16 protein-coding genes are annotated in these 17,238 nt (G+C 61.3%); 11 read left to right on the top strand and 5 right to left on the bottom strand.

The annotated features are described in order from the left end of the window. Positions 1 to 106: 106 nt before the first annotated feature. On the bottom strand, positions 107 to 1,579 hold the full coding sequence (gene ramB / locus FHU29_RS09595; protein ID WP_064441233.1) for an acetate metabolism transcriptional regulator RamB: 1,473 nt from the start codon (positions 1,577 to 1,579) through the stop codon (positions 107 to 109). A gap of 482 nt (positions 1,580 to 2,061) precedes the next feature. Here ramB and aceA point away from each other — a divergent pair, with 482 nt between their 5' ends. From aceA to FHU29_RS09545, 10 genes are all read left to right on the top strand, one after another. Beyond that, complete coding sequence (aceA, locus tag FHU29_RS09590; RefSeq protein WP_064441232.1) at positions 2,062 to 3,348, top strand: isocitrate lyase; 1,287 nt, start codon at positions 2,062 to 2,064, stop codon at positions 3,346 to 3,348. After that, on the top strand, positions 3,348 to 4,274 hold the full coding sequence (locus FHU29_RS09585; protein WP_064441231.1) for a 3-hydroxybutyryl-CoA dehydrogenase: 927 nt from the start codon (positions 3,348 to 3,350) through the stop codon (positions 4,272 to 4,274). Before aceA ends, FHU29_RS09585 begins: the two co-directional genes overlap by 1 nt. Before the next feature lie 179 nt (positions 4,275 to 4,453). After that, positions 4,454 to 6,739 carry a 5-methyltetrahydropteroyltriglutamate--homocysteine S-methyltransferase gene (metE, locus tag FHU29_RS09580; protein WP_064441230.1) on the top strand — a complete coding sequence of 762 codons (2,286 nt, stop codon included), beginning with the start codon at positions 4,454 to 4,456 and terminating at the stop codon, positions 6,737 to 6,739. A 179-nt stretch (positions 6,740 to 6,918) separates the two neighbouring features. After that, positions 6,919 to 8,175, top strand: coding sequence for a DUF445 domain-containing protein (locus FHU29_RS09575; protein ID WP_064441229.1), 1,257 nt, complete (start codon positions 6,919 to 6,921; stop codon positions 8,173 to 8,175). Positions 8,176 to 8,355: 180 nt separating this feature from the next. Further along, the gene (locus FHU29_RS22885) at positions 8,356 to 8,853 is read left to right on the top strand and encodes a helix-turn-helix domain-containing protein (protein ID WP_423785874.1); all 498 of its coding nucleotides are present in this window, start codon (positions 8,356 to 8,358) and stop codon (positions 8,851 to 8,853) included. Positions 8,854 to 8,953: 100 nt separating this feature from the next. After that, positions 8,954 to 9,793, top strand: coding sequence for a hypothetical protein (locus FHU29_RS09565; RefSeq protein ID WP_064441227.1), 840 nt, complete (start codon positions 8,954 to 8,956; stop codon positions 9,791 to 9,793). 91 nt (positions 9,794 to 9,884) lie between these two features. Further along, positions 9,885 to 10,166 carry a DUF2516 family protein gene (locus FHU29_RS09560; RefSeq protein ID WP_013805414.1) on the top strand — a complete coding sequence of 94 codons (282 nt, stop codon included), beginning with the start codon at positions 9,885 to 9,887 and terminating at the stop codon, positions 10,164 to 10,166. Between the two features lie 124 nt (positions 10,167 to 10,290). Then, positions 10,291 to 11,292: an AurF N-oxygenase family protein gene (locus FHU29_RS09555; RefSeq protein WP_221194902.1), complete on the top strand. Its 1,002-nt coding sequence runs from the start codon at positions 10,291 to 10,293 to the stop codon at positions 11,290 to 11,292. Between the two features lie 48 nt (positions 11,293 to 11,340). Further along, positions 11,341 to 12,186: a MerR family transcriptional regulator gene (locus FHU29_RS09550; protein WP_232323012.1), complete on the top strand. Its 846-nt coding sequence runs from the start codon at positions 11,341 to 11,343 to the stop codon at positions 12,184 to 12,186. Between the two features lie 175 nt (positions 12,187 to 12,361). Further along, positions 12,362 to 13,450, top strand: coding sequence for an alpha/beta fold hydrolase (locus FHU29_RS09545; RefSeq protein WP_232323011.1), 1,089 nt, complete (start codon positions 12,362 to 12,364; stop codon positions 13,448 to 13,450). A 1-nt stretch (position 13,451) separates the two neighbouring features. Here FHU29_RS09545 and purU read toward each other — a convergent pair whose 3' ends face one another. Continuing rightward, a complete protein-coding gene (gene purU / locus FHU29_RS09540) occupies positions 13,452 to 14,339 on the bottom strand; it encodes a formyltetrahydrofolate deformylase (protein WP_064441225.1) in 888 nt (295 codons plus the stop codon). 27 nt (positions 14,340 to 14,366) lie between these two features. On the opposite strand from purU, the gene deoC reads away from it, so the two are divergent. Then, on the top strand, positions 14,367 to 15,035 hold the full coding sequence (gene deoC / locus FHU29_RS09535) for a deoxyribose-phosphate aldolase (protein WP_064441224.1): 669 nt from the start codon (positions 14,367 to 14,369) through the stop codon (positions 15,033 to 15,035). 12 nt (positions 15,036 to 15,047) lie between these two features. Here deoC and FHU29_RS09530 read toward each other — a convergent pair whose 3' ends face one another. The 3 genes from FHU29_RS09530 to FHU29_RS09520 form a co-directional block, all read right to left on the bottom strand. Continuing rightward, the gene (locus FHU29_RS09530; RefSeq protein WP_083962411.1) at positions 15,048 to 15,815 is read right to left on the bottom strand and encodes an LmeA family phospholipid-binding protein; all 768 of its coding nucleotides are present in this window, start codon (positions 15,813 to 15,815) and stop codon (positions 15,048 to 15,050) included. Positions 15,816 to 15,883: 68 nt separating this feature from the next. Beyond that, complete coding sequence (locus FHU29_RS09525; protein WP_064441265.1) at positions 15,884 to 16,702, bottom strand: hypothetical protein; 819 nt, start codon at positions 16,700 to 16,702, stop codon at positions 15,884 to 15,886. Between the two features lie 5 nt (positions 16,703 to 16,707). Further along, the gene (locus tag FHU29_RS09520; RefSeq protein ID WP_064441223.1) at positions 16,708 to 17,208 is read right to left on the bottom strand and encodes a DUF2505 domain-containing protein; all 501 of its coding nucleotides are present in this window, start codon (positions 17,206 to 17,208) and stop codon (positions 16,708 to 16,710) included. Positions 17,209 to 17,238 lie beyond the last annotated feature (30 nt).

The raw sequence follows: 17,238 nt of genomic DNA, 5'->3' as shown, positions 1-17,238 counted from the left end.
CCGCGCCTGCTGTAACGGTATGTTGGGGCAGTACCGAATCCGGTCACCGATCAGGCTCGGCCGAATGACGATACGCTCACAATCCGCGCGCCGCGGCCCCGAACCGTCACAGGTGCGGAGCGAACTCCTCGTCCGGTATCCGCTCTCGCACGCGATCCCGCGAATCTTCCCGCACTAGGTACGGGGAAATGGTGCTGCGGTGTTCGTTGAGGTCGATGTCCTTCCCGATAGCGGGAAAGGCCCGCTGCGGACAGGTATCCCGTTCGCAGATCCGGCAGCCCACTCCAATGGGGGTTGCTGTGCCGGAATCTGAGATATCAAGGCCATCCGCGTAAACCGTGCGTCCCGCGTGGCGCAGCTCGCACCCCAGTCCGATCGCGAAAGTCTTACCGGGCTCGCCGTACCTCGAGGCCCGTCGCTCGACCGTTCTGGCGATCCACAGGTAGCGGCGGCCGTCGGGCATTTCGGCGATCTGTCGCATGATCTTGCCGGGATAGGCGAAAGTCTCGTAGACGTTCCACAGCGGACATGTGCCGCCGGTCGACGAGAAGTGAAACCCCGTTGCCGATTGCCGTTTCGACATGTTGCCTGCGCGGTCTACCCGCACGAAAGAGAACGGCACTCCGCGGAGGTTCGGCCGCTGCAGCGTCGACAGTCGGTGACAGATTGATTCGTAGCTGACCGAGTAGAAGGCGGACATCCGCTCAACGTCGTACTTAAAGTCCTCAGCCACCTCGTGGAACTGCCGGTAGGGCAGCATCGTCGCGGCGGCGAAGTACTTGGCGAGGCTGACCCGGGCGAGCCGTCGCGCGGCGTCGGAGCTGAAGTTGCCTTCGTCCACAAGCTCATCAAGGAGTTCGCCGCACTCGAGATACGCGAGCTCGGTGGCGAACTTGAAGACTTGCTGGCCGGGAGAGAGATGTGTCGAAATCTCCATCACCCGGGTTTCGGGGTGGTAGCGGTGCAGTACGGAATCCCCAAGGTCGATGCGCTTGATGATCTGCACGCCGTGCACCCGCTCGAGCCGCCGGGCGATCTCCCTCCGCACGTCGGCGTGGTGCATGCGCATCTGCACAGTCAGCTGCTCGGCGGCGGTGTCGAGTTCGTGGAAGTAGTTCTGCCGTTGGTAGACGTAGTCACGGACTTCCTCGTGGGGCATCGTGATCGCGCCGGATCCGCTGCCGTCGTTGTACCGGTCTTCCGTTGCGGCTGCCAGCTGGGAGGTCGTGTTGCGGTAGCGGCGGTGCAAGTTGACGACCGCCCGGGCGATTGCGGGGTGCGTTTGCACCAGGCTGGCAACCTCTTGCGCGTCGGCATCCACGCCGACTTCAGAATCGAGGAGAACCTCCCGCATTTCGGCGATGAGACGGGTGGTGTCCTGAGACGCGAAGAACGTCGCATCGACTCCGAATAGCTCGGTGATCCGCAGCAGAACGGGGACGGTCAGCGGTCGCACGTCATGTTCGATCTGGTTCAGGTAGCTCGCCGAGATGTCGAGCATCTTCGCAAGCTCGACCTGGCTCAGGCCCCGCTCGGCTCTCAGTTGCCGCAAGCGTGCACCGACAAACGTCTTTGCCACGAGTTCCAGGCTATGCGCAGGCTGGCGGGACTGCTAGCCGATTCCCATGACCAGGTTCGCAATATTCACAGCGGTGCGCGTGGCAAGCGCACATTCCGGCCGTCTAGTCGAATGTGAATGTGCTCACATTGCTCCAGTGTTGTGCCTCGGCTGGCGTAGAGGGGTTGCGGGCGGTGCGCCGAGGTGGTGACTGAGGGCCCGTTGCGCTCACCTGCGCTAACGTAACGCTCGTACTGTTTTTTCTCGGCGGCTCCTCGGCGCTTCTTCGCAAAATTTGCAAGACCCCTCGTAAACCTAGCCACAATTGGCACTTGCAAGGGGTAGACCAGCGTCTTTATGGTGTGGCATCGTCGGTTAAGTAACCGAACCACCGAGGTACAAAGATGCGAAGCCGGTCACATGTGTGAGCACTCGGTAACGAGCCGTTTACACGGGCCGCTTCACGCCTCGTAAGGGTCAGACTCACAGAAACTGGAGAATCGATGTCTAACGTCGGTAAGCCACGTACCGCCGCTGAAATTCAGCAGGACTGGGACACCAACCCTCGCTGGAAGGGAATCACCCGCGACTACAGCGCTGAGCAGGTCGCCGAACTTCAGGGCAGCGTCGTAGAAGAGCACACGCTGGCTCGCCGCGGTGCGGAAATCCTGTGGGAAGGCGTCAACAGCGACGATTACATCAACGCTCTTGGTGCACTGACCGGCAACATGGCCGTTCAGCAGGTCCGCGCGGGCCTGAAGGCCATCTACCTGTCCGGCTGGCAGGTCGCCGGTGACGCGAACCTCTCGGGTCACACCTACCCTGACCAGAGCCTCTACCCGGCAAACTCAGTTCCAGCTGTTGTTCGCCGCATCAACAACGCGCTGCTCCGTGCCGACGAGATCGCGCGTGTCGAGGGTGACACGGCAGTTGACAACTGGCTGGTGCCGATCGTCGCTGACGGTGAAGCGGGCTTCGGTGGCGCGCTGAACGTCTACGAGCTGCAGAAGGCCATGATTGCCGCGGGCGCCGCTGGTACCCACTGGGAAGACCAGCTCGCGTCGGAGAAGAAGTGCGGCCACCTCGGTGGCAAGGTGCTGATCCCCACCCAGCAGCACATCCGCACGCTGACCTCGGCCCGTCTCGCAGCGGACGTTTCCAACACGGAAACCGTCGTCATCGCTCGTACCGACGCTGAGGCCGCGACACTCATCACGTCTGATGTCGACGAGCGTGACCGCCCGTTCATCACCGGCGAGCGCACCGCTGAGGGCTTCTACAACATCAAGAATGGCATCGAGCCCTGCATCGCCCGCGCGAAGGCTTACGCACCGTACGCGGACATGATCTGGATGGAGACCGGTGTTCCGGACCTCGAGGTCGCGAAGAAGTTCGCCGAGGCTGTGAAGGCTGACTTCCCAGACCAGCTGCTGTCGTACAACTGCTCACCGTCCTTCAACTGGCGGGCGCACCTCGACGACTCGACGATTGCGAAGTTCCAGAAGGAACTCGGCGCGATGGGCTTCAAGTTCCAGTTCATCACGCTCGCGGGCTTCCACGCACTCAACTACAGCATGTTCGACCTGGCTTACGGCTATGCCCGTGAAGGCATGACCGCCTACGTTGACCTGCAGGAGCGCGAGTTCGCGTCAGAAGCTCGCGGCTACACCGCCACCAAGCACCAGCGCGAGGTTGGTGCCGGCTACTTCGACCGCATCGCTACCACAGTGGACCCGAACACCTCCACCGCAGCCCTCAAGGGGTCGACTGAAGAAGGCCAGTTCCACTGATGACCGGGCAAGCTGACACTCCCGCCGCCAAGCCGGGCGCCGGAGACAAGATCTCGCGAGTGGGTGTTATCGGCGCCGGCCAGATGGGTGCTGGTATCGCGGAGGTGTGCGCTCGCGCACACGTCGACGTGCTGGTGTTCGAGCAGACCCGTGAACTCGCCGCCGCAGGCCGGGCGCGAATTCTCCGGTCGCTTGACCGTGGTGTGAGCAGCGGGAAGATCACCGAGCGTGAGCGGGAGCAGGCCGCCTGGCGACTCCGCTTCACCTCCGATCTCGGTGATTTCGCTGATCGTCAGCTTGTCGTTGAGGCTGTTGTCGAGGAGGAGAAGGTCAAGACGGAAGTCTTCCGGGAACTTGACCAGATCGTCACCGACCCAAAGGCAGTACTGGCTTCCAACACCTCGTCCATCCCGATCATGAAGCTGGGCATGGCCACCAAGAACTCCAGCCGTGTAGTGGGCATGCACTTTTTCAACCCGGTGCCGGTCCTGCCCCTGGTTGAATTGGTGACCACCTTGATGACCAGTTCCGACGTATCCGAGCGTGCGGAAGCGTTCGCTCGCGATGTGCTCGGCAAGCAGGTTGTGCGGTCTGCGGACCGTTCCGGCTTCGTGGTCAACGCCCTCCTTGTCCCGTACCTGCTTTCCGCGATTCGTATGGTCGAATCTGGATTCGCGACGGTGGAGGACATCGATAAGGCGATCGTGCTTGGTCTTGCGCACCCAATGGGGCCGCTCGCGCTGAGCGACTTGGTTGGGCTCGACACCATCAAGGCCATCGCGGACTCGATGTACGAGGAGTTCAAGGAGCCTTTGTACTCGCCGCCGCCGCTGCTGCTGCGCATGGTTGAGGCGGGCAGGCTGGGCAAGAAGGCAGGGCACGGGTTCTACCAGTACCCAGCGTCCGGCCGTCCGTCCGCGAAGTGATCGGCTAGCCAGCCAAGCGGGCGCTCAAACATCAAGGGGTGCGGTTATTCCACAGCGAACGACCGCACCCCTTCTTGTCGTTTACGGCCTTTAGCGCAGTAGGGTTGCATCGAGCACAAATACTGGCCGCCAGCACTCGGGACGGGCCGGGCTGCGGCGCAGGAAAGGTGAAGGCAGGAATGACCAGTTCCCCCCACATGAGTGAGTATCGCTCAAGCATCCTGGGCTACCCGCGGATCGGTCCGCGCCGTGAACTCAAGCGGGCTCTCGAGTCGTATTGGCGCGGTGGCATCTCGCAGGAGGAACTGGTTGCCGCAGGAAGGGAACTGCAGGAGCAGACCTGGAGCGAACTCGCTGCCACCGGGCTTTCTCAGGTGCCGGGGAACACCTTCTCTTACTACGATCATGTCCTTGACACAGCGTTTCTGTTCGGCGCGATTCCGCAACGGTTCAAAGCGCTAGAAGAAGAACTGAACCCGCTCGACCTGTACTTCACGATGGCTCGCGGCCGGCCCGACTTCCCGCCGCTCGAGCTCGTGAAGTTTATTAGCAGCAACTATTACTATCGCCAGCCGGAACTGGAACCGGAGATCGAGTTCGGGCTGAACGCTGATCACATCATCGACGAGATCAAGCGCGGCAACGAGGCTGGTATCGAACTCCGCCCGGTCATCATGGGTCCCGTCACCCTCCTCTTGATGAGCAAGGCGTCCGCGCAGGCGCGCGAGGGCTTTCAGACCCTCGATCTGCTCGATAGCCTGCTGACAAAATACGAAGATCTCTTCGAGCGCCTAGCGCGCGCAGGCACGACCTGCGTTCAGCTTGACGAACCGTACTTCACGCTCGAACGCACCGACGACGAACTCGACGCTTTCAAACGCGCGTACGAAACACTCGGGCATTCACCCCTGCGCCCACGGCTGCTCGTCACCGGTCAGTACGGTGATCTCGGCCCTGCCCTCCCGATTCTCGCGGCAACGAAGGTCGAGGCCATCGGGCTGGATCTGGTGACCGCGCGCAAGACTCCTGCCGAACTAGCCGAGATTCCAGGACTCCGGCGCAAGCGTATTTATGCGGGTGTCGTCAGCGGACGGAATGTGTGGAAAACCGACAAACTGGCCGCGCTCGACTACCTCCGGGAACTTCAGGAAGTTGTGCCGGACATCGTCGTGTCCACCTCGTGCACGCTGCTGCACGTTCCGGTGGACGTCCTCTCTGAGTTCGATTTGCTCGGTAGCGTTGCCGATCGCCTCGCGTTCGCCAAGCAAAAGGTCGGGGAAGTGGTTGCGCTAGCCCGTGCTCTGAAAGATGGCGCACCAGAGCGCTGGGTGTCACCGAGTGACGAGCCCATCGCTCCGCCAGACGACGCTGTGCGCAAGCGCGTCGCCGCGGTGACCGACGCTGACCGTGAGCGCGTCCCGTACGCCAAGCGCAGGGTTGCACAGCAGGAGGCGCTGCCTCTTCCCATCGTGCCCACGACGACTCTCGGCTCGTATCCCCAGTCCGCCGCGCTGAAACAGGCTCGATACGACCTCGGTCAAGACCGGCTCACGTATGACGAGTACGTGGGTGTGGTGAAGAGCGAGATCGAGACAGTCGTCCGGCTGCAGGAAGACATCGGGCTCGACGTACTGGTCCACGGCGAAGTCGAGCGAAACGACATGATTCAGTACTTCGCCGAATTGCTTGAAGGCTATCTCGTGACACGGAACGGCTGGGTGCAGGTCTACGGTTCGCGCTGCGTCCGACCGCCAGTCCTCTATGGTGATGTGTCGCGTCCGAAGCCTATGACAGTCGACTGGATCGGCTATGCGCAATCGCTTACGGACAAGCCGGTCAAGGCGATCCTGACTGGCCCCGTAACGATGCTCGCTTTCTCGTTCGTCAGAGAAGACCAGCCACTTCAGGAAACGGTCATGCAACTGGCGCTCGCTGTCCGTGACGAGGTAGCGGACCTGGAAGCCGCGGGCATCAAGGTTATTCAGGTCGACGAACCTGCGATTCGGACACTCTTGCCGCGCCGCATGGAGGGCCGCGAGGAGTACTTGAAGTGGGCGGTCGACGCATTCCGGCTCGCGACCGCGGGTGTTAAACCAGAAACGCAGATCCACACGCACATGGGCCTGTCTGGTGTCGCCGCAGTGGTGGAAGCGATCGAAGACCTCGACGCTGACGTCACCTACCTCGTTACCGCGACTAGGACCCTGTATTGGGTGCTCGACGCGTTGCAGAACGCCGGGCTTACCCGTGGCGTTGGGCCAGGCGTCTACGAGACTCACTCGGCACGGATCCCCGACATCGATGAGATCGATGAATTGCTCACTAAGGCTGTCCAGGCAGTTGAACCCGAACGTCTGTGGGCCAATCCCGATGGTGGGCTCAAAACCCGGCACTGGTGGCAGCTCGAGCCATCACTGCGCAACCTTGTGGCAGCCGCCCGGCGAATCCGGAGGCGCGCGAGCTAGGTGTGCCCGACCTCGTGTGACTTCGCCACCTGAAATCCCGTTTCGGCTCGCCATCTCGCCGCTGCGCGGTATTTCAGGTGGTGAAGTCATTTCGCATGGCCAGGGAGGTACGGCGCTGCCGTTAGGCGTCCTGCCTGAGCTTGCCTGCTCGTATAGGTCACAATGGTGCTGTGCAGCTGATGGACCTCAACGACGAAGCCAAGCGCCGCGATCTTCGCAAGATGAAGATGTTCTCGCTGGCCTTCCTGGCAGTGGCCGCTTCGATATATCTGTACTGCAGGTACCTGGAATCGCAAGAAGACCCCGCCGGCTGGGTGAGTTTTCTGCGCGCGGCGTCAGAGGCTGGCGTCGTTGGCGGCCTCGCCGACTGGTTTGCCGTGACGGCGCTCTTCAAGCGCCCCATGGGACTTCCGATTCCGCATACGGCGCTGATCAAGAAAAAGAAAGATCAGCTTGGCGAGAACCTCGGCACTTTCGTTGGGTCGAACTTTCTGTCGCGCGACGTAGTGACGCAGCGCCTCCAGTCTGCGGAACTGCCCAAAAAGGCCGGGGAGTGGCTGGCTGATCCGGCGCACGCCGACCGGATCGCGACAGAGGCAGCTGCGATGCTGCGGGCATTCGTGATGGTGCTGCGCGATGAGGACGTGCAGCAGGTTATCGACAACACGCTGGTTAAGCGCATCGCGGAACCGAAGTGGGGACCGCCACTTGGAAAGATTCTCGGCGAACTGCTGAAAGAGAACAGGCAGCAGCCCGTGATCGAGTTGCTCTGTGACCGCGCCTACCAATGGGCGCTCGGGTCGCAGGAAACGATAGACCGGATCGTTACGAGAGACTCGCCGACATGGTCCCCGAAGATGGTCGACTTGCTCGTCGGAGAGAAGATCCACCGTGAGCTAGTGGAGTTCGCATGGAAAGTCCGGTCTGATCCCGAACACGAGGTCCGCGTCGCGGCCAACCAGTTCCTCTTCGACTTCGCCGACGATCTGCAGAATGACGAGACCACCATCGCGAAGGCCGAGCGCATCAAAACAGAACTGATGAACCGGCGGGAGGTCACCGGTCTCGCAAGCGCGGCATGGTCACTCGTGAAAAAGATGATCCTCGAATCGGTGGACGACCCTAAGAGCACACTGCGGCTCAAGATCCGCGACTCCGTGATCAGTTTTGGCGAACGGCTAAAGGACGATGCGGCGTTACGTACCAAGGTTGAGCGCTGGATGACCGACGGCGCGGGGTACGTCATCGACAACTACGCGCATGAGATCACGAGCATCATCAGCGATACCGTCGCGAAGTGGGACGCAGATGAAGCGAGCGACAAGATCGAGCTGCAGGTAGGGCGGGATCTTCAATTCATCCGCATCAATGGGACGGTCGTCGGAGCCTTGGCTGGTTTGTCCATCCACTCCATCACTCATTTGCTGTTTGCGTAGCTAGTGTGAAAACCATCACACTGCATGTTCGACACAGCTATCGTGAGTGCTTGCAGCAGTTAGCACACGTGAGTACCCTCACGCACGTAGCCGGAGCAGAAGGTGGAGTTGATGGCCCAGGCTGACGGCGAGTTTGACGGCGCCAAAGATAATTCCGAGTTGATTGCCGAAGAGAGCGGCATCGACGCGGACGATGCCGCTGGCGGCGTCGATGAGCAAGACTCGCCTGAACGCTCCGCGGAAACCGACAATGAGGTCGGGGATGCGTCCGATCTAGAGAAGGACTCTGACGCCTCGCGCCAGGCTGGGGGACCTGCGGCGGTCCGCGTTGTCAGCAACGCGGCGCAGGACATCGGAAGCTTCATACGTGCGCAGCGTGAGCTGGCGCAAGTGTCGCTCCGTCAGCTCGCCGAACGTGCCGGCGTCAGTAACCCTTATCTCAGTCAGATCGAACGTGGGCTACGTAAACCGTCCGCTGAGGTACTCGGCCAAATTGCTAAGGGGCTGAGGGTATCCGCTGAGGCGCTCTATGTGCGTGCTGGAATTCTCGAACAGCGGCAGTCAAGTCCCGTGCGCGACGCGGTACTTGCCGACGCAACGCTCAATGAGCGCCAGAAGCAGGTCATCCTCGAAATCTATAACTCGTTCTGTCATGAGAACGAGGCCAGCCAGGAGTAGGCCACCTGTACTTCGCTGCTTGCTCCGCCCCGGGGTAAGTGCTCAATAGGGGGTGCTGTCCTTGGCGCACATACACGTCGACATTGATGGGGAGCAACACATGGCTAGGACAATCGAATCTGTGAAGACACCGCTGTTCGCGGCTGTCGGCGCGGGGGACTTGGCAGTAGAGGCCGTCGGGGGATTCGTGAAGGATCTCCGTGGTCGTGCGGCCACTGCAGCGACGGACACACAGGCGCGGGCGCAGCGCACCCGGGAGATCATCTCGTCGCTGCCGTCGCAGGTCCCGAGTGACTTGAGCGAGTTGCGCGCGCGGATCAATGGGGACGACCTGCGCAAGCAGGCGGAGTCGTACCTGCACAACGCTGCTGGGACATACGGGGAACTGGCGCAGCGCGGGGAGGGCCGTATCGAGTCGATCCGCCGCCAGCCTGTACTGGAGGCCCGCCTGTCGGAGGCAGCTGGAGCCACCGAAGAGGCGATCGAGGAACTTACGCGACGCTCACGATTCGTTCGTGATTTCGCAACCCGCGCTGTCGGGCGAATCGCATCGCGTTCCGAGAAGGCAGTCGATGCGGCGAGCAAGCAAGCCGCACAGGTTGCGGGCGCTGCTTCTGAAACGGCTTCACGTGCCGCCGAGACTGTAGCCGATGTCAAGGACACGGTGGTGGCGGAAGCTGCTGAGGTTCGCGACGCCGCGGCGGAACGCGTCGCAGATCTTGCCGACGAAACCAGGGAGACGTTGGCCGATGCGGCTGAGTCAGCCGAAGACACTTCGAAGGATGCGGCTGGTGCCGCGACGGATGCTGCAGAGAAGGCGAAGGAAGAAGTCGCCGAAACAGCCGAGACGGTAAAGAAGGCGCCGACGCGGCGCACTGCGACGAAGCGGGCCGCGACACCGCGCCGGAGCAGCCAGAGCAAGTCAGCCGCAGAGCAGTAAAACAGCCGCAATCTGCACGAGCTTGGGCCGCGGCAATCGGCACGGCCCAAGCTGTGTAGAACGGTCAATCAGCCACCACTAGAGTGGTGGTGTGCAAATACAGGCCTTTGTTTCGCTGCTCCTGACCCTCGCCGCGATCGGCGCGGGCGCGTTCGCAGTCGTTCACGCGGTGCGGCAGCGCCCAGACGCGTTTCCGGCTGTGGATAAGCTGACCAAGCCCGTGTGGCTCGCCATCCTCGGCGTGTCGACGTTTGTGCTGTTTGTTTTCAATCTGCCGAGCCTGCTGGGTTTCGTTGCGGTGATTGCTATCGGTGTTTATCTCGCGGACGTACGCCCTCGCGTGGATGAAGTTCAGCGCGGCCCCCGCTGGTAGCTGACACGTACGAAAGTTTCACCTTAAACCTTGACAACGGTCATTGTCTCAATGGTACGGTACTAGCGAGCCCCAACGAGGAGGCTTGATCGGTTTACGCCGATGGTGCCTTGAGGAGTGATCAATGTCGATCGTCCATGATAAGAGGCGAAGTGTCCCCGCGGAGGGGGCCTGCACTGAAGGTTCAACTCGCGTCTGCAGCGCCGCGGACGTCGATGATGTTGCCTTTCTTCAGGTGCGGACAACGGAGTCTAGCGCCGAAGAAACAGGCCGTCGACTGCTTGATTCTGCAGCTCGAAAGTCGTACGACCCCGCGACTGAGATCGATTGGGATGCGCCTCTCGATCCGTCGCTGTTTGGCATGACCCCTGAATGGTCTAGCTTGTACGGCACCGAGCTCTGGGAGCGAATGACTCCTGAGCAGCGGGTCACGTTGACTAACCATGAGGCTGCGAGCATCAGCGGCACCGGAATCTGGTTCGAGATGATTCTGATGCAGATGCTTCTGCGCGATATTTACTGGCGAGACGCATCAACCTCACACGTGCAATTCGGGCTTACCGAAATTGCCGACGAGTGCCGCCACTCGACAATGTTTGCACGCGCAGCCACCAAGATGGGTGTTCCATCATATAAGCCTGGCAAAGCCGTCATGCACCTTGCTAACGCGTTCAAGTCGGTAGCTACGGGCGCGCTGGCTTACGGTGGCACGCTATTTGCCGAGGAAATCCTCGACATGATGCAGCGCGACTTTATGCGTGACGAACGTGTGCAGCCCGTCACTCGGGCAGTCAGCCAGATCCACGTTCTAGAAGAGGCGCGCCATATTCGATTTGCGCGTGAAGAGACGATCCGCAGGATGCGAGAAGTCAACTGGGTCCAGCGCGAAGGTGCACGTTTGATCCTTGGTATAACCGCGTACTTCATTGTGACCGAGCTGGTTAATCCGGAGGCATACAAGGCTGCGGGCCTCGATGTCAAAGAGGCCAAGAAGGCTGCCCGAGAAAATCCGCACTACCAGCGCAAGGTCCGCGAAGGATCGCGAAAGTCTATCGAGTTTCTTGACAGCGTTGGGTTAATCGGCGGGCCATCGAAGTTCCTTCTGCGGCGAGCCAACATAATCTGAGGTTCGTTGAAACGGTCGGAAGAGATGGTCGCGGTATACTCCACGCAGGTGCTCACTGCGCCGAGCGATCGGCATAGTCACAACCCCTCCGTTCAGCGCGGAGGTGAGCGAAAGCGGGAGATGAAGGAATACCGGATCGACGATCTGGCACGCGCAGCAGGGATCAGTGTCCGAAATGTGCGTGTTTACCAGGACCGTGGATTACTGCCGCCGCCTCGTAAAGAGGGCCGGACCGGGTGGTACAACGAGTCCCATCTCTCGCGCCTGCGGCTGATTATCCGCATGCTTGAACGCGGTTACACATTTGCGACGATCAGTGAATTGCTCCTCGCCTCCCAACAGGGAATGAGCGTCGAGGACATACTTGAAACCGACGATATACGGGGCCCCCTGGGGTTCTTCCGATCAAAAGCAAAGGTCACACTTGGGGAGTTCCGAAAGATATTCGGCGACCCAGTTTCACCGGCGCCCGCAGAACGTATCAAAGTTCAGGGGGCCCTGGCCGCATCCGCCGACGAGTTGTCTGCCGTAAACCCGAAGTTGCTCGAGATTGCACAAACGCTCGTGGATTCCGGAGTCCCGCTTGAGAAGATTCTCGAGAGAGGGCAGATTGTGCGCGATGATTTGCGGGACGTCGCGCGCGTCTTCGTTTCCTCTATCACCGAGACGTTCCTGCCCGACGGGCTTGGCTCAGCTGAAGGAATCCACCTCGATGAAAAACGGATTGCGGAGCTTGCGGAACTGTCCAAGAAACTCCGGCCCCTCGCGAACCGCATCGTAGATGTCCTTTTCACTGAGGTTATGGAAATTGAAGTCAGCAGGGCAATCAATCGCGCTGCGACGGCACTCAACGGAGAATCTGAAGAAGGCGAGTCCGGCTCGCAAACTCGCTGACCGGTGGATGCCTGAACTTGAAATCCATCGAAAGCTGCACTGTGGGCCGAATTTTATAAAAACCCTACGCGGGGGCTTGCAAACTGGGCTATTTTGTAAAAAGATTACGTCTTAAGCGCAACGACGCGCTTGCCGGCAGTGCTGCCGGAGCCACGAACACGATGAGGTGAATCTGGTGAGATTCCCGGTGATTGGCCCAGCTATGGGGGCGGTCCCAATTACGCGGCCATTGGCGTCCATCGGGCTTGCACGTGAGGCGTTACTGGGAACAGTCTCCGCTTCAGCCCGCAAGCTTCTGGTCCCCGGGAGCGATGGCACCGTCCAGTTGCCAGATGCGGCCCCGCTGTCGAACCCCACACTTTTCTCCGAGATCACGGCTCCAGCCGCAGACCAGACGATCGTCTCGAAAGACGGAACCAAGCTGCACGTCCGCGTGTTCGGCCGCCCCGGGGCGCAGCCTCTTGTGCTCTCACACGGATGGACGTGTTCCACAGAGTTCTGGCGTCCACAGATCAATGCACTTGCGGACGAGTTCCGCATCATCACCTACGATCAGCGCGGTCATGGTCGCAGCGAACTAGGCCGCGCCAGACTCAGCCCGGAACTGCTGGCTGACGACTTCTCAAGTGTCCTTTCGGGGTCTCTGGCGCCCGGGGAACGCGCGGTGCTGGTCGGCCACAGCATGGGCGGCATGACCATCATGTCGTGGGCAGACAAGCACCGGGCGGAAGTGGCGCGCTACGCCTCGTCGGCTTTGCTGCTAAGCACAGCGTCAGACCGCCTGACGGCCGAGGAACTGGTCATCCCTCCCGTGCTCCGGAATGTGCCGGGCCGTCCGGTCCTGGTTCACGCGCTGATATCAGCCCCGGTACCCACGGGCCTGTTGCCGTCGGAGATTCTCCGCTACGCGACAATGGGAAGCGCTTCAACTCCGGAGCAGCGCGAATTCTGCCGCACGATCGTGAATGCTTGCCCGCGCCGGGTCCGCGGCATGTGGGGCACGGTGCTGGGGCGTCTGGATATCGCAAATGCACTGGATAATCTGGTTGTTCCGACGGGTGTCCTCGTCGGCAGCGCGGACCGTCTGACACCGCCGGTGCACTCCTACCGGATCAAGGATCGGCTAGAGATGTCCGGCAACCTGGAGTCGTTCAGCGAGATCGCGGGTATCGGCCACATGAGCCCGGTGGAGGCGCCAGAAATGGTGGTTTCTGAGATTCGCCGCCTCGCCGGTATCCCCGCATCGCATCGTCGCGTGGGCTGACCTAACTGAAGATCACGGTCTTCCTGCCGTGCACCTGCACCCTGTCCTCCAGATGCCAGCGCAGCCCCCGTGACAGGACGATCTTCTCGATGTCGCGCCCGTGGCGCACCATATCGGCGATCGAGTAGGAGTGGTCGATTCGCACAACGTCCTGTTCGATGATCGGGCCGGCGTCGAGTTCCGCGGTGACGTAGTGGCAGGTGGCACCAATAATCTTCACGCCCCGTTCGTGGGCTTGATGGTAGGGCCGGGCGCCAACGAACGACGGCAAGAAGCTGTGGTGAATGTTGATCGCCTTGCGCTTCCAATGCGCACACAACTCGGGCGGCAGCACCTGCATGAATCGCGCTAGGACGACAGCGTGCGGATCATGGGAGTCAACGAGTCCGCGCACCTGTTCAAACGCGGCGGCGCGTTGTTCCGGATCGGCCGGGAACGGAACATGCTGGAACGGAACGCCATGTGCCCGCGCGACCGGTTCCAGGTTCGTGTGATTCCCGATGACAGCGCAGATCTCGGCCGGCAGTTCACCTGTCGCGGCGCGACCGAGCAGGTCGTGCAAGCAGTGCCCTTCCTTGCTGACCAGGAGTACGATCCGCTTCGGCGCTCCGGTGTCATGCACGGACCACTCGGCTTCCTTGCCGAATGTGGCGGCGATTTCCGCAAAACGTCCCCGGAACTCTTCAAGACTCATCCGCACCGATGAAGCAGTAACAGCCTGCCGTGTGAAGAACCAGCCGGTATCAGGGTCAGCATGGTATGCCGCTTCCACAATCCAGGCACCGGCCCCCGCGAGGAACCCGGACAGGCGCGCCACAATACCCAGCGCGTCGGGACAGCCAAGGGACAACACGAAACGGCGTTCGTCAGAGACCGGGTTCAATACCATGCCGGTAAGTATGACAAGCTCACGAGAATGGATCCCCTCCGCAGTGTCACCCGTTCGCGTGTCGCCAGCATGATCGACCACACCTTGCTGAAGCCCGAGGCCACGACGAGTGATGTTGACGCCCTCATTTCGGAGGCACAGGAACTCGGCGTCCTCGCCATCTGTGTGTCGCCGTCGATGCTGCCGGTGAAGGCTGAGGGCCTCGTCGTCGCGACGGTAGCTGGGTTCCCTTCAGGGAAGCACCAATCACTCGTCAAAGGTGTCGAGGCGCGTATGGCTGTGGAAGCCGGTGCAGCTGAGGTCGACATGGTGATCGACGTCGGCCGGGCACTCGCAGGTGATTTCGATGCGGTACTCCAGGACATCCTCATCGTGCGTGAAGCCGCCGGCATGAAGACCGTGCTGAAAGTGATCATCGAATCAGCTGCGCTGCCCGACGAAGCCATCGTGCGTGTTTGTGAGGTCGCCCGAACTGCCGGTGCGGATTTCGTGAAGACCTCGACTGGGTTCCACCCGGCGGGCGGCGCCACAGTTCACGCCATCGAATTGATGGCGCAGACTGTTGGCGGCCAATTGGGCATCAAGGCGAGCGGCGGGATCCGCACACCCGAGGCCGCACAGGCAATGATTGCAGCCGGTGCGACACGGCTGGGCCTGTCCGGCTCGCGTGCCGTGCTTGAGGGCTTCACCGACTGACGAAGAGCGCCGTCAGAACAGTTCGCACACCACTTCTTCGTCTTCAGCGCGCTCGAGTTCCGCGCGGTCGCCTTCGAGTCGAACCTCGATGCCGTCGCCGGTGACGGTCATATCGGTGGGCTTCATCCCGAGCGGGAAATCAGCAAGACCCTCACCGATTGTCTGAATTATCGCTTGCGGGAGTTCACGCGGAATATTGATGCCGAGCAGGTTCGCGTCCGTGACCTCCAGCGAGATCGCCTCGTTCTGGATCGTCGGTGCGACTGTGACACTGAGCAATGCGCCCACGACCTGAACCTCGAGGGTCTGATCCGCAGGCCGGGGCTCGACCGCGGTGACAACCGCGAGGATGCCCTGCTGCTGCAGCGTCGCCAGGATGCCCTGTGAGGTCCACCTGATGTCAGCCGCGGAACTCTCGACCGTCGTCGCGATCTCACCGTCGTTGAACGTCTGCACACCGTTGAGCCGCAGATCCATATGCATACCGTCGGCATCGCCGAGCCGGTTGCCGGTGGTGGAAACCTCGACCCATGGTGTCTTGCCATCGACCATCTGCATGAGCATCGGCTTGCGGCTCATAGTGACTTCAACGTCAGACCCGATCGACTGGCTCATCGACTGTGCCATGCAGTCCGACACTCGGTTGCGCAGGTACAGTTCGCTGCCGACACCGACGGCGGCAATGCCAACGACAAGCACCACAACCACAATCAGGGCGATGCGGCTGCCACGGCGCTTCCGCTTGGGCGGTGGCGGATAGTTACGGTTACTTGTCATCATCGACTGCCATTCTGCCCGAGGGTTCTTCAGTCAGCGCTACGAGAACGCTGTGTTTTCCCTAAGGTCTTTCACACTGTGACTTCGGGGGCCACCTGAGCCCATTCGACGGTGAGGATGCAGTCACGCAATCTGCGGCGGGGAACATGAACGGGTACGCCCCGATCCCGCATGGCGAGAAGTGCGGCGCGCCAGCGCTGCCGTGGGCCGTAGGGCGCATAGCCCGCCGCGCGCGCCCAGCATTCGTCGGCGAGGTTCAGCAGATCAAAGATCCGCTCTCCGGGGACGTTCCGGTGGATCAGGGCCTTCGGAAGTCGCTCAGCCACATCCGAAGGCGTGGCGACAAAATGCGGATCCCACGCGAGTGTGAGACTCAGCGGCCGGTGCTTGTCGAGGAGGATCCACGCACAGCGGCGGCCAAGCTCGTCGCAAGTGCCGTCCATGATGAGACCATTCGGAGCGAGCCCCGTCTGCATCGCTGCCCACGCCGCTGGCACATCGGACTCGTCGTACTGACGCAGAACGTTGAATGCACGCACCAGGACGGGATGAAGCCCCGCGAGCTCGAATCCTCCGTACGCGAAATCAACCCTGTCCCCGCCCGTGACAACGCGGGCGGGATCGATCTCAAGCCCGACAACCCGAGTCTGGGGCGCGACGGCGCGAAGCCGGGCTGCGAGCTCGAATGTTGTTACCGGTACCGAGCCGTAACCCACGTCGGCGACGAGCGGTTCGGGCGTACTTTGGAGCACCCGCCGCACATCTGGATGGTGTACGAGCCACCGGTCGCCGCGGCGCAGGCGGTTCACCCCGGTGGTGCCGCGCGTAACCCGGCCTAACGCTCGGCTGCGAGCTCCGGTGGGGGCTCCGCGCGAGGAACGAGCCCCCAGCACGGTTACAGGTTCTTTTCGATCCAGTCTGCGGTGAACTTGTCCTCTTTCTCGTACAGATCGACGAGACTCTGCAGGACGAGCTTTTCAAGTTTGCCGCCCACGATGGGAACACTCACGCGGCCTTCGACCGTGGCGTCGACGACAGATCGGTCCCCGTCCGCCTTCAGCGTGCGGGTGCCTTTGACGTTACCCGGCCCGCCCTTCATCGTTGCAAAGAGTTCACCTGTCGACGTGCCGTCGAACTTAGTCCAGCTTTCTTTGCGTTCGATCACCATGTCGTTCTTGATGACGGTCTGAGCGACTGACGGGAGCTTAGAGCGAGGAATGAATTGTTCGAGTTCGACCGTGATGCCGGAGTCGTCCGCGCTGAACGAAGTGACGCGGGCATTGGTGCCGCCCACAGCAGCAAGACGGTCCTCCCAGTACTGCTTGGTGGCGATCGCTGTGAAGACTTTCTCAGCGGGAAACGGGAATTCTTTGTGGTACTCAGTGCGGCGAGCCATAACGGGCAGGTTACCGTTCTCTTGTGTCTG

It is taken from the genome of Hoyosella altamirensis, assembly GCF_014191505.1.
In the GTDB taxonomy this organism is placed as follows: domain Bacteria; phylum Actinomycetota; class Actinomycetes; order Mycobacteriales; family Mycobacteriaceae; genus Hoyosella; species Hoyosella altamirensis.
Note: the sequence above shows the minus strand (reverse complement) of the source record. Positions and strands in the feature narration are given on the sequence as shown.

What these genes read in the sequence shown, in the direction of transcription:
- aceA (WP_064441232.1), top strand. Translation starts at nt 2,062, where the DNA reads ATGTCTAACGTCGGTAAGCCACGTACCGCCGCTGAAATTCAGCAGGAC.
- FHU29_RS09585 (WP_064441231.1), top strand. Translation starts at nt 3,348, where the DNA reads ATGACCGGGCAAGCTGACACTCCCGCCGCCAAGCCGGGCGCCGGAGAC.
- metE (WP_064441230.1), top strand. Translation starts at nt 4,454, where the DNA reads ATGACCAGTTCCCCCCACATGAGTGAGTATCGCTCAAGCATCCTGGGC.
- FHU29_RS09575 (WP_064441229.1), top strand. Translation starts at nt 6,919, where the DNA reads ATGGACCTCAACGACGAAGCCAAGCGCCGCGATCTTCGCAAGATGAAG.
- FHU29_RS09565 (WP_064441227.1), top strand. Translation starts at nt 8,954, where the DNA reads ATGGCTAGGACAATCGAATCTGTGAAGACACCGCTGTTCGCGGCTGTC.
- FHU29_RS09555 (WP_221194902.1), top strand. Translation starts at nt 10,291, where the DNA reads ATGTCGATCGTCCATGATAAGAGGCGAAGTGTCCCCGCGGAGGGGGCC.
- purU (WP_064441225.1), bottom strand. Translation starts at nt 14,339, where the DNA reads ATGGTATTGAACCCGGTCTCTGACGAACGCCGTTTCGTGTTGTCCCTT.
- deoC (WP_064441224.1), top strand. Translation starts at nt 14,367, where the DNA reads ATGGATCCCCTCCGCAGTGTCACCCGTTCGCGTGTCGCCAGCATGATC.
- FHU29_RS09530 (WP_083962411.1), bottom strand. Translation starts at nt 15,815, where the DNA reads ATGATGACAAGTAACCGTAACTATCCGCCACCGCCCAAGCGGAAGCGC.
- FHU29_RS09520 (WP_064441223.1), bottom strand. Translation starts at nt 17,208, where the DNA reads ATGGCTCGCCGCACTGAGTACCACAAAGAATTCCCGTTTCCCGCTGAG.